At 61.2% G+C, this 11,701-nt stretch carries 9 protein-coding genes; 6 read left to right on the plus strand and 3 right to left on the minus strand.

What is annotated here, in order from left to right; genetic code table 11:
• Positions 1–665: 665 nt before the first annotated feature.
• From ACQR1L_RS22370 to ACQR1L_RS22380, 3 genes are all read right to left on the minus strand, one after another.
• Positions 666–1,331, minus strand: coding sequence for a hypothetical protein (locus ACQR1L_RS22370; protein WP_434860086.1), 666 nt, complete (start codon positions 1,329–1,331; stop codon positions 666–668).
• Between the two features lie 342 nt (positions 1,332–1,673).
• Entirely contained in the window at positions 1,674–2,003 is a 330-nt protein-coding gene (locus ACQR1L_RS22375; protein WP_434860087.1) for a hypothetical protein, read from the minus strand.
• Between the two features lie 125 nt (positions 2,004–2,128).
• On the minus strand, positions 2,129–3,646 hold the full coding sequence (locus tag ACQR1L_RS22380; RefSeq protein ID WP_434860088.1) for a tyrosine-type recombinase/integrase: 1,518 nt from the start codon (positions 3,644–3,646) through the stop codon (positions 2,129–2,131).
• A gap of 1,152 nt (positions 3,647–4,798) precedes the next feature.
• Here ACQR1L_RS22380 and ACQR1L_RS22385 point away from each other — a divergent pair.
• From ACQR1L_RS22385 to ACQR1L_RS22410, 6 genes are all read left to right on the plus strand, one after another.
• The gene (locus ACQR1L_RS22385; protein WP_434860089.1) at positions 4,799–5,275 is read left to right on the plus strand and encodes an Lrp/AsnC family transcriptional regulator; all 477 of its coding nucleotides are present in this window, start codon (positions 4,799–4,801) and stop codon (positions 5,273–5,275) included.
• Positions 5,276–5,485: 210 nt separating this feature from the next.
• The gene (locus ACQR1L_RS22390) at positions 5,486–6,154 is read left to right on the plus strand and encodes a haloacid dehalogenase type II (RefSeq protein ID WP_434860090.1); all 669 of its coding nucleotides are present in this window, start codon (positions 5,486–5,488) and stop codon (positions 6,152–6,154) included.
• 392 nt (positions 6,155–6,546) lie between these two features.
• Positions 6,547–6,756, plus strand: coding sequence for a hypothetical protein (locus ACQR1L_RS22395; RefSeq protein WP_434860091.1), 210 nt, complete (start codon positions 6,547–6,549; stop codon positions 6,754–6,756).
• A gap of 520 nt (positions 6,757–7,276) precedes the next feature.
• The gene (locus tag ACQR1L_RS22400) at positions 7,277–8,923 is read left to right on the plus strand and encodes an ABC transporter ATP-binding protein (RefSeq protein WP_434860092.1); all 1,647 of its coding nucleotides are present in this window, start codon (positions 7,277–7,279) and stop codon (positions 8,921–8,923) included.
• 77 nt (positions 8,924–9,000) lie between these two features.
• On the plus strand, positions 9,001–10,665 hold the full coding sequence (locus ACQR1L_RS22405) for a peptide ABC transporter substrate-binding protein (RefSeq protein WP_434860093.1): 1,665 nt from the start codon (positions 9,001–9,003) through the stop codon (positions 10,663–10,665).
• An 83-nt stretch (positions 10,666–10,748) separates the two neighbouring features.
• Positions 10,749–11,699 (plus strand): ABC transporter permease, encoded by a 951-nt coding sequence (locus ACQR1L_RS22410; protein WP_434860094.1) that lies wholly within the window; start codon positions 10,749–10,751, stop codon positions 11,697–11,699.
• The last annotated feature ends 2 nt before the right edge of the window (positions 11,700–11,701 follow it).

The following is an 11,701-nucleotide window of genomic DNA, read 5'->3' on the forward strand; positions in this document are numbered from 1 at the left end:
GGCCAGAACTTTACCTCGATGCCCATGTTGCGGCCTCGCGCCAAAGCCAAAAAGAAGAAATTTGTGACGCAGTAGTACTAACCCATCCTTCGCTCCAGTGCCGCTTCATTGTCCCTATAGGGTGTAACCCCGGAGCGCATATGCAGTAGTGCAACCTATTTATTGAGGTTGTGACGTGATTAATGTTAACGGACGGGTGGTGTGACGGGGCGTCCGGTAGTGGCGCCAGTGACTCGCTTCGAGAGGCCGCGAAAGTCTTGCGCTGCTGCTTTCGGACAAATGAACTTCTAGGTCCCCTAGCAGCCGCGTCTAGGCCGTCAACGGAGCGCCGCGTCTCGGGAGGGCGCTCAGCCCCCCCCCACCTCAGCGACTTCCAAAATCTCTTGATACGGGTTTAGGGGCAGCCAAATGAGGGCGACCGTCAGGAGCGATTTGTATTCTGACCCCTGCTCTTTGCGGCCGGTTGACGATATTGCTCTTTCCCGATGACGAAATCGTTCCTCTCCGCCGAAGTGTCTTTGCAAGGTCAACGCCTTGACGCTGGCAGCGCTGGCTCGCATCCGCGGTCGTAAGATGCGTGGGATTGGCTTTCATCCTCCAGCAGGGGCCAAAGGGCGATCCGGCGCATAGCGCCAAATACGGTGTCTACGGGACGGCGGCCTCGATCACTTGAATGCTTCGCGCTCGGTTTGTGTTGGCATCGTCTTGAGGTGTTCCAGGGCGGTCATAAGGAACTGAGTCTGTCTCACGTACTCATTTGCTTCTTTTTCGTCGGGAAGCGAGGGGGAGTGTGCAATTAGATTTCGCGCATCCCGCAACGTGTCGTAAAGCTTGCCGATGCTTGGTGGTACATCTCCGTTCGCTACAAGTGAATACATGACAGAGGATGCCGAGGCGGGATCGAGGCCCATGCGATCGGCAATCTCGAATAGAGTCCTTTCAACCTCATCCAATCCAGTGAGGACTTTGCCAAACGCTGAGCGGAGAAGGAGCTGGCGCCGCATTTCTCTCCGGCGAGCAAATCCTTCGGCGATTCCTTCCCGTTTAGCATCATTCGACTCAGAAGTGACCTTGTTGGACGGCGCCCGCTTCTTATTCGGGGGTGGTGGCCCTAGCGATGGATTGAGCTCTGGTTGAGGCTGGTGCTCGATGAGCGTCGCGCCTTCTGCAAGTTTCTTCTTCCAGACGAACTTCGCTCCACCAAAACTAAACTCTTCGATTCGCTCGGCGAGAGCTCCGATATGCTTGCGCAGTAGAAAGAGCAGTACGATTATGACAATCGGCCACATTATGTGGCCCGTCATCGTTGCAATAAACGTTAGCCAATCCATGAGCGCCCCAACGCGTTGATTAGCAAGATTCGTAGCGAGTCACGCGGCATTCTCCCGTGCTAAGGTCGGGCATTCGCGGATCAGCCCACATGACGAACGCCGTGATTGCTCCCAGGAAAATAATGCCAGCTCCAATTCCGGCATTCATCTGCCAATAGGCCCTTTCTCCCCAGAAGCCGATCAAGAGAAGTCGGCAAGCAAGCCAAACAAGGAGGCCAATGGCGCCAAGCATCGTTAGGCGCCCTATGATCGCTCCTACGGGTGTCAAGCCGAGGACTACGAGAACGCCGACTAAGATAAGGATTGCCGCCCCGCATTTCTTGAGAAGCGCCACGAGGCCTCCTAATCGGAGCTGTCGCCAGGCCCAAACAATAAATTTAGATGTTTGTCGCGCGCTTCATCACCTATCTTTTCAAGTGCCGGAATGTCGTGCTGCTCAAGAGTCGACACGGCGGCCTTCAGTAACTCCAGCGCGTTCGACCGGGCAGCTTTCTGCAAATCGGCGAAGGTAATCTCCGGGCTCTTCGGCACGAAGATATCGAGTCGTATGTGATTGAGTCGTTTGGATTCCTTGTCCACGAACGAAACCAGTAACCGCGCGGCCATTTCGTCGCCTGAACTGGCCTTTGCTCCTATGCCGAGGAAGTCGAGTTCGTAAAACTGGAGGTTCATTAGCTCTCCCCGCTGACTGCATTCGACCCGTACCGGTGGCGAAGCATATTTGCAATTTTGCGTTGCGCCTAGAGTGGAGTCGCCGGACATGAGGCGGCCCGTGTCAATCTTCCTGGAGCGTCCGACTAGGTTGACGAATGAGCGGCGCGTCTTATTGGGCCTCTTTGATCATCCCCCCGAGGACGATCTTCGGCGGTGACCCCCGCCTTCGATTTGCGCGTCCCTGTCGGCCAACGACGTTCTGACGTTCCCAAGACTAAATCGTGCCGTTCCGTCGGCGTATCCTCCGGCAACCTGACCGCTTGAACGCATGCTTTCATTGCGTCCCATGAAGCCGCCCCAGCGTAGACGCCCATCGTCATTCCTAGTGGCAGCGCCTGACCTTCGATCGTGCCGTCCTCCACCTTGTGGCCGACAACGTGAGCGATGGTCCAAGGTGTGTATCCGACGCCGCCCCTCTCCAAGGCCTCAACTGCCCGGCGAACAAACCACCGCCGCCAGCTGTGGAAGTCGATATTGGACTGTCGTTGCTTTTCGCTTCCCTTTTCCTCGATCCCGAGTCGGCGTCGTTCGCGGGTGAATGCTTGGCTCACCGGTGCTGAACGCTCTCGCTTGGAGCCGTGGCGTTGCTCCGGCAACTCATCGAAAAGATACTCAGTAGGCTTCTTGCCCTTGGAGCGCCGCTCGATGATCCCGTTCAACAGAGGGTGTGCGGGGATGGTCCGCACGCCGCTCGGGGTTTTGGACTTGGTCACGGCGATCCTGCGCTCGCAGCAGTCTTTAACGCGGAGGGCAGCGATCTCATGAACACGCAGCCCGCTGAGTGCCGACAAGAGCGACATATCCCACTCACGCCGAAGACGTATTCCGCCGAGCAGGATACGAACCTCGTCGTCCGTGAACGGACGCTTGTCGCTATCCTGCTCCGCTGCCTCCCTTGAGTTCTTCTCCGCGAGCCGTTGTCCGATCCAAGGGTTTTCTTGAATGCCTGCCCGCTTCCTCATCCATTTCCAATAGGAGTGAAGACAAGAGATTTCCTTGTTGGCCGTTCCGATGTCGACTCCCGGCAGCACATAGTGCTCATGGATGAATAGCCCAGCCGCTTCTGTTCCTATCGCTTCGACGGTGGCTGACCTTGCGGCTCCGAGGCACCACGTTTCCAGACGAGCGACAGAGCGGCGGATGTCTTGTTCGTACCCGATCGAAAGCTTCTTCTCTGCAAACATGCGGTCCAGCAGCGCGGCAACGGGCGTAGCTGTGCCCGACGCAACGGATGCGAATGCCGCCGCAGCCTCGTGACCGTGCTCGGCCCTGACGAGATCGACACGAGCATCCAGCGCGAATCCGATCGTTCCTTCGCTCCCGCTTGCTTTCGCTCGCCGTATCTCCTCCCTCCACGTCAGTGCCTCTTCGGCAAGTGGTTTCTGGACGATCGTTACGCGCTCGCCCCGCAGTTCGCCTCTCAGCCGCCGGATCACGTCCACCTTCTCGCGCTCGGCTTCCAGCGGGTCGTTGGTCGCGAGCGTCTCACGCAACTTGGTCCGCTTGATCGTCGGCACAAGCGATGGGGGCACCCTTACGACCACGCGAATACGGTTGCCGTGCCATTCGAGGTGTCTTCCCAGTCGGGGCTTGGTGGGCATTCGGTACCTTGGAGGATTCGGGGTGTGTCCCCCAGATTGTCCCCCAATATGTCCCCCAATTTCAAGTCCATAACCATATGAAATCATGTAATTTCATGGGGTTGGACGTGCATTGGCGGATAGTCCCACTCTCTCCGCCAGTCCCCCATCGCAGCCATTCCCCAGCCTGCCAAAATGCCTGCTTAACAATGCATTAACAGGGTGGGATCATTGCCGGCCCTTCACAGGATGAACCATCCCAACCCGGTCTGGACCGGGTCTTAGGCCGAACTCACCGGGGATCGCAGGTGGTTCATGCTGACTGACGTTCAGATCCGGAAAACCTAGGCGGCTGTCGGGCCTAGAGGCCCACCGACGGCTGCAGCGTCCCCGTCTACGCCTTTCCTGCCGACGGCAAGTGGTGGTGCCAATTGTGGCGCAGACCGTGTCGACGGCTCGCGCCGATGCCTTGCATAGAGGGGGCTTGAGCAGCGTGCGACGACATCGCTGTCCGATCGTCATCTATCAACTCTGTGCGGACCTCATGCGCGGCAAAAATCGCGGTCGCACGAACCGGCTCAGCCAGCCGGGGTCGAATCAATTGATGCTGTTGGCGAGGGCTTGGCTTGTCCCTGGTTGCTTGGGCGATGCGGGCGTGCGCGCTCCCGGATCCTCCGCAGCACTCCTTCGGGTCCTGACGTGGGCCTCCTCTTCCAGCAATGCGAGAGTGCGTCGCTGCTGCGCCGGGCAAATATGACGAGGTGCTCGCCGATCTCGCTGGCGAGGGCTTCTATGGGCTCGACCTGTTGCAGGCTCATTTAGAGTGCGTAGATGGGCAGGCCCGGCCAAGACGATGGGCGCGGCGATGGCGAGCACGCCTGGCTGCCAGGAGACCACGCGGTAGAGGCGGGAGCGATCGCGCGCGCGATCGGCGGAAAGGTGGTCCTGAAATCCTGTCTTGCCAGATCACGCACAAGGGCGACGTCGGTCGTGTCGCCGTCAATCTGCGGCAGCCGGTAACGCCGCACATCAGTCGACATCAGCGCGGATCGCCACGGCATGCAGACGCAAAAGGGCGGGAACAAACGTGGTCGACAGCCTCATTCGATGTGCTAGCTTGCCGAGCTCCTATGGCCATCCCCTCGCTGAGACTTGAATGCCCGGATTGCAGCAATGAAGCTCGACCGCATCGATATCAAGATCCTGCATGAACTGCAGAAGAACGGTCGGGTTACCAATGTCGAGCTCGCGAAGCTGGTCAATCTGTCGGCGAGCCCCTGCCTGATGCGCGTCAAGAAACTGGAATCCGAAGGCTATATTTCCGGGTATTCGGCGCAGATCAACGTGGCCAAGCTCGGCTCGACGCTTACCGTCTTCACCGAGGTCACGCTGAAGAATCACCAGCAGGTCGACTTCGCCCGCTTCCTGGCTGCGGTCGAGAAGGTGGAGGAAGTGGTCGAGTGCCATCTCGTGTCTGGCGGATATGACTATCTCTTGAAGGTGGTGACCGCCGGAATCAGCGAGTATCAGGAGCTCATGGAGCGACTGAGCAACATGAATGTCGGCATCGACAAGTACTTCAGCTTCGTCGTCCTGAAGTCCCCCTTGGTGCGGGCTCACCTTCCGCTGAAGACCCTATTCCCGCTTTGATCGACGTTGGGCCGCCGGCTTTCGGCTGCGATGCGGAGCAAGATCAGCCGGCGGAGTGCCGCGGCCACCCATGACTTTATGCCGAAACCAACGGGAGAAACGAAATATCCTGCTTAATGCCGGTGGAAAATGGTGATCCGCCCGAACCGTTCCGACCTACCTTGATGGCACCATTCCAGGCTCGCTTCGCCGACGACGAGGATAGTGCTTATGACCCGCTTCCGCCCCAAATACATCACCTTCGACTGCCACGGCACGCTGATCCACTTCCAGATGGCGGAGGCGGCTCGCGACCTCTACGGCGCGCAGCTGAGCGAGCCGCAGATGCTCAAATTCATTGCGAACTTCTCAGCCTATCGGCTGGATGAGGTGATGAAGCATTGGCAGCCTTACGCGACCGTCGTCCACAATGCTCTCGAGCGGACGTGCAAGCGCAACGGCGTCACGTTCCGCCCCGAGGATGCCCGCAACATCTATGACCGGGTTCCGAGCTGGGGGCCTCATCCCGACGTGCCGGAGGGGCTGGCGAAGGTTGCCAAGGAGATCCCCCTGGTCACGCTGACGAACTCGATGGACGCCCAGATCGGCTCCAATGTCGCCAAGCTCGGCGCCCCCTTTCATGCGGTGTACACGGCTGAGCAGGCCGGCGCCTACAAGCCTCACTTCCGCGCCTTCGAGTACATGTTCGACATGCTGAATTGCGGTCCGGAGGACATCCTGCACTGCTCCTCTTCCTTCCGCTACGACCTGATGTCCGCGCATGATCTGGGCATCAAGAACAAGGTCTGGGTCAATCGCGGCCATGAGCCGGCCAACCCTTACTATGGATATGTCGAGATTCCCGACATCGCTCATCTGCCGGGCGTGGTCGGTCTCTAGATGAGATCCTGATCGTCTCCGGCGCTCGCCTGGTCATGCCGAGCGCCGGAGTGATAAGTCCGTCAGGACAGTCACAAAAGGCAGTCCATTCACTGAGACGTATTTCCACGCTGCCCTCGGCCGTGAGGGCGATGCCGCCAGGTGTCGTCGACATCGATCGCCTCCGGCGGCGGCTGCCGCGCCACTATACCTGCAGGGGCGGATCGAATGGCTGTCCTCACAACTGGCGCATAGCGCCGAGGTCGTCCTGCCGGACGGCGAGCGTCTGTCCATGAAGGTCTCCAATCGTCACGAGGCGGCGTCGAGCGCTTGACGTCCGGCCTGGACGCGCTGAGCCCGCGCTCCCGGGAGCCCGTGGGGCATGCCACGCCGGTCTGTTCTTCGGGATCGACATGGTGTTCGAAGGAATGTCGCCGATCGCCCGCCGCGCGACAACGCTCGATGTCGTCAACGTGCTGCGCGATGATGGAGTGCTCATCAGCACGGCCGGAGCAAACGAGGATGCGCTGAAGGTGCGCCCGCCGCTGACCTGCGAAGCTCAGCACGTCGACCGGTTTCTGGCGGCGCTGGAAAGCGCTCTCGAAGGTTCGTGCGCTGGCTGATGTCTCGTCGGCCGAGAGCGTGATCAACGGTACGGATCCGAAGCGAAGCCGTGCAATTTCGATCGGCCGCGACGCCAAAAACGCGATGAACCGCTTCGCACCGCAACCGAGACCTTGCGGTCGCGTGTGCCGTCGCGCTCTTGCTCATCAAATACGCCGCCGCTGCCGGTTTGCTGGGCAACGCAGTTGCGAAGGCGGCGACCGGGCCGGAGTAGCCGACTACTACATCCACCGACGACTCGAGTGGCGGTGCCGCCGAAGTCGGGAAAATCCAGCGATCGAAGGATAAAATACCGAAACGCGCCTGGCCCGCAGACGAGTATGCTGCGCCCCTCGCGCCATTCAGCGTTTCTTATGGTGATGGACGCGCAACACTTGACGGAACGGGCCACGAAATCCTGGTTGGACGTCGTGACCGGCGACCACTTCACGCGACGCTCTCAAGTTAGGCAGTCCGTCCTGGCTTGGGTCTCCTACCCCATCATTGTGACGATCTATTAGCTCGAGCTGAGAGAAATCGATGATGCCTCAATCGCACACCGTTGGGACCGTGGCGCCGGCCCTTTCGGTTCGTGGGCTGACAGTCGATCTGCCGCGGGGCATGGAGCGGCGCCACGCGGTCGAGAACATCACGTTCGATCTTCTCGACGGCCAGATCCTTTGCATCGTCGGTGAATCCGGCTCGGGCAAGTCGGTCACGGCCAACACCATCATGGGCCTCCTGCCGCGCAAGATCGCGGTATCGGCCGGCGCCATTCAGCTCGGTGGACCAGAGGGGACGGCGATCATCGGCGCCGCACCTGCAGCGCTGCGCTCGGTGCGGGGCCGCGTCGTCTCGATGATCTTCCAGGACCCGCTGTCGGCCCTCAACCCGCTGATGACGGTCGGCGAGCAGATTGTGGAGGTGCTGACCGCGCATGACGTGGGGACGAAGGACTGGCAGCGCAAGCGCGTCGTCGAGCTGCTGACGGAGGTCAATCTTCCCAACCCGCAGCTGATGTACGATCAGTATCCGTTCCGGCTGTCGGGCGGACAGCGTCAGCGCGTCATGATCGCGATGGCGCTCGCGCTCGAACCGAAGGTGCTGATCGCCGACGAGCCGACCACCGCGCTCGATGTGACCACCCAGGCGCAGATCCTGCACCTCATCCGCGACATTCAGCGGCGGAAGGGGATGAGCGTCATGTTCATCACCCATGACTTCGGAGTCGTCGCCGAGATCGCCGACAGCGTCGTCGTCATGGAGAAGGGCCGCATCGTCGAGCAGGGCAGTGCCAATGAGGTGCTGAAGTCGCCGTCTCACCCCTACACCCAGCGCCTCATCGCGGCTGTGCCCAATCTCACCGGCCAGGACCGTGCATCGGTGGCAGGCGGATCGCAGGACGTGATCCTCAAAGTCGAGGGGCTGTCAAAGACCTATCGGAGCGGCAGCGCGCTGTTGGGCAGCCAGCGCGTGGTCCCCGCCGTGCAGGACGTCTCGTTCGACATCGGTCCCGGCCGCACGCTCGGGATCGTCGGCGAAAGCGGCTCGGGCAAGTCCTCGCTCGGCCGTCTGCTGGTCAAGCTGCAGGATTGCGACGGCGGCAGGATCCTGTTCGAGGGCCGCGACATCGCTGCGCTCTCGGAGGCGGAGTTTCGTCCGCTGCGGCCGAAGATCCAGATGATCTTCCAGGACCCCTTCGCATCGCTCAACCCGCGCGCCACGATCGGCCACATCCTGACCGTGGGGCCGGTCGCGCACGGGATGCCCCGGGCTCAGGCTCAAGCCGAGGCCAAGGAGCTTCTGTCACATGTGGGTCTCGATGCAGGTGCCTTCGACCGCTATCCGCACGAGTTTTCCGGAGGCCAGCGCCAGCGCATCGGCATCGCGCGGGCCCTGATGTTCAAGCCCAAGCTGCTCGTCGCCGACGAAGCGGTGTCCGCTCTCGACGTGTCCATCCAGGCGCAGATCCTCAAGCTCCTCGACCAGATCCAGCGTGAGACGGGCGTATCGATGATCTTCATCACGCACGATCTGCGCGTCGCCAGCCAGATCTGCGACCAGATCGCGGTGATGCAGAAGGGGCGGATCGTGGAGCAGGGGCCGCCGTCCCAGATATTCCTCAATCCGCAATCGTCCTACACGCGCGAACTCGTGGCCGCCATTCCGGGTGAGAAGCCGACCTGACCCGGTCGCTCTCTTGCCCCTGATCCAAGCACTTCAACCGACAAACGTAACGCAATCTGGAACGGAGAGACGACGTCATGACGGATACGACCAGCGCCCGGCCTCGCTACTCACGCCGTGATGCCCTGCGCCTGACGGCGGCAGGGGGACTTGCGACCTTCGTCGCTCCGCAGTTTCGGGGCGGCGAAGCCTTCGCGCAGGGGAAGGCGCCCAAGGGCCGCGTGGTGGTCGGCGTCTCGCAGGAGCCCACCACCTTCAATCCGCTGATGGTCCATGTCGAGGTCGACGACGCGGTGATCTTCTCGATGTTCGACGCCTTGATCCGCGTCGACCCCAATGGCGTGATGCAGCCCAATCTCGCGACCGAGGTGCCGAGCCAGGCGAACGGCGGCATCTCGAAGGATGGTCTGCTCTGGCGCATCCGCCTGCGCGACGACGTCAAGTGGCACGACGGCACGCCGTTCACGGCCGAGGACGTGAAGTTCACGCTGGAGCTCATCGTCAATCCGAAGTTCCGAGCCTGGCGCACCGGCGGTCACTCGCTGATCCGCGACCTGAAAGTGGTCTCCCCGACCGAGATCACCTGGCGGATGGAAAGCGCCTTCGCTCCCTATCTCGCCTTCCTTGCCGAAACCTTCATCGTGCCCAAGCATCTCCTGGAGAAGGAGGCCGATCCGAACATCACGGCCTTCGGTCAGGCGCCGGTCGGCACCGGCGCCTTCAAATGGGGGCAGCGCGTTCCCGGCGATCGAGTCGAGCTCGTGGCCAATCCGAGCTACTTCGGACAGGGGCCGTTCATCAATCAGCTCGTCTTCAAGTACATCCCGGATCTGACGGTGCTCTACACCCAGTTCCAGAGCGGCGACGTGGATCTGGTGGATCAGGCCTACATCACCGCCGACCACTACGAAGAAGCCAAGAAGCTGCCCGGCCGCACGGTGAATCTCGAAGCCGGATCGGCCGTCGAGGGAATCTTCTTCAATCTCGAGCGCCCGCAGTTCAAGGACCTGGCGGTGCGCAAGGCGCTCTACGCGGCCCTCGACCGCAAGTCGATCATCGACACCATCTACTACGGCGTCGGCACCGTGACCGAATCGTTCATGCCGCCGCAGTCCTATTACTACGACCGGACCTTGCCGGTTCAGGACTTCAACCTGAATGCCGCGCGCAAGATCCTGGACGACGCCGGCTGGGTGCCTGGCAAAGACGGCATTCGCGCCAAAGGCGGCGTGCGCCTGTCCTTTGCCAATTCGACGACGGCGGGAAACCACCTGCGCGAGCAGATGCAGCAGTTCATGCAGCAGATCTTCCGCGAGATCGGTGTCGAGATGACCATCTCAAACCTGCCGCCTGCCGTGATGTGGGGCGACTTCTGGACGAAGTCCCAGTTCGACAGTGGACTGTCCGGCGTCACCTTCCTGATTGCGTCCGATCCGGATGTCACCAACCGCTTCGCCTCGACGTCGAGCGTGGCCCGCGGCGGCCAGGGGTCGAACGTCATGCAATATTCCAATCCGAAGGTGGACGAGCTCCTGAAGCAGGGACGCAGCACCTTCGATCAGGAGGAGCGTCGCAAGATCTATAGCCAGGTGCAGCGGATCATCCGGGAGGATCTGCCGTTCCTGCCGGTATTCTCCTATACCAACATCCTCGGGCGCAAATCGAAGCTGGAAGGATTCAAGTTCAATCCCAACACGCGCACCGCCTCCTGGAACGTCGCCTCCTGGTCCTGGAAATCCTGAAGACCTTCACAGTCCTTTCCATCCGCCGCTTGCCGGCGGATGGACCCTGTTTCTGATGCCGTCATCATGGGCGATAACGAAAAATGCGCGGCTTTCTACTCAAGCGGCTTCTGCAGAGCCTCGTCCTGCTGCTGATCGTGTCCGTGATCGGCTTCGCGGTCCTGAATCTCTTTCCCGGCGGTCCGCTGGCGCAGTATTCGCTCGACTCGAGCATGACCCAGGAAGACCTCGCCCGCCTGAAGGAGCAGCTCGGTCTCAACCGTCCTCTCTACGTCCAGTACCTCGACTGGGCCTTCCGGCTGGTCCATGGCGACTGGGGCCATTCCTTTCGCGACCGGACTCCGGTTCTTCAGGTCATTGGCCGCCATCTCTGGGCGACCTTCCTGCTGATGGGCTCGTCCACTGTCCTGGCCGTGGCCATCGGTGGCTGGATCGGCATTCGCAGCGCGACGCATCGCGGCTCGCTGTTCGACCACGCAGCGACCGTGGCCGCCATGGTGGCGCTGTCGATCCCGACGTTCTGGTTCGGGCTGATCGGCATCTACGTGTTTTCGCTGCGGCTGGGATGGCTGCCCGCGGGCAACATGTACACGGTCGGCGACGAGTCGATCCTCGACTACCTCCACCACCTCATCATGCCGAGCGCCGTGCTCGCGCTGGTGCACGTCGCCATCTGGAGCCGCTACATGCGCTCGGCGACGCTCGACGTCATCCACCAGGACTTCGTCAATACAGCCCGCGCCAAAGGCCTGAGCGAGGGGCGCATCCTGATGAAGCACGTCGTGGGCAACGCGCTGCTGCCGATGATCACGCTGGCGGGCATCCAGCTGCCCAGCGTGCTGACCGGAGCGCTCGTGACCGAGACGGTCTTCACCTGGCCCGGCATGGGCCGCCTGTTCCTCGATAGTCTCGGCTACAGCGACTATCCGGTCGTGATGGGGCTGCTGATGTTCTCGGCGATTCTCGTGATCGTGAGCAATCTTCTCGCCGATATCACCGTCGCCCTCGTCGATCCTCGCATCCGGCTGGCCTGACC

This window comes from Bradyrhizobium sp. HKCCYLR20261 (assembly GCF_051168435.1).
Classification (GTDB): Bacteria; Pseudomonadota; Alphaproteobacteria; order Rhizobiales; family Xanthobacteraceae; genus Bradyrhizobium.

What these genes read in the sequence shown, in the direction of transcription:
- ACQR1L_RS22370 (WP_434860086.1), bottom strand. Translation starts at nt 1,331, where the DNA reads ATGGATTGGCTAACGTTTATTGCAACGATGACGGGCCACATAATGTGG.
- ACQR1L_RS22375 (WP_434860087.1), bottom strand. Translation starts at nt 2,003, where the DNA reads ATGAACCTCCAGTTTTACGAACTCGACTTCCTCGGCATAGGAGCAAAG.
- ACQR1L_RS22380 (WP_434860088.1), bottom strand. Translation starts at nt 3,646, where the DNA reads ATGCCCACCAAGCCCCGACTGGGAAGACACCTCGAATGGCACGGCAAC.
- ACQR1L_RS22385 (WP_434860089.1), top strand. Translation starts at nt 4,799, where the DNA reads ATGAAGCTCGACCGCATCGATATCAAGATCCTGCATGAACTGCAGAAG.
- ACQR1L_RS22390 (WP_434860090.1), top strand. Translation starts at nt 5,486, where the DNA reads ATGACCCGCTTCCGCCCCAAATACATCACCTTCGACTGCCACGGCACG.
- ACQR1L_RS22395 (WP_434860091.1), top strand. Translation starts at nt 6,547, where the DNA reads ATGGTGTTCGAAGGAATGTCGCCGATCGCCCGCCGCGCGACAACGCTC.
- ACQR1L_RS22400 (WP_434860092.1), top strand. Translation starts at nt 7,277, where the DNA reads ATGATGCCTCAATCGCACACCGTTGGGACCGTGGCGCCGGCCCTTTCG.
- ACQR1L_RS22405 (WP_434860093.1), top strand. Translation starts at nt 9,001, where the DNA reads ATGACGGATACGACCAGCGCCCGGCCTCGCTACTCACGCCGTGATGCC.
- ACQR1L_RS22410 (WP_434860094.1), top strand. Translation starts at nt 10,749, where the DNA reads ATGCGCGGCTTTCTACTCAAGCGGCTTCTGCAGAGCCTCGTCCTGCTG.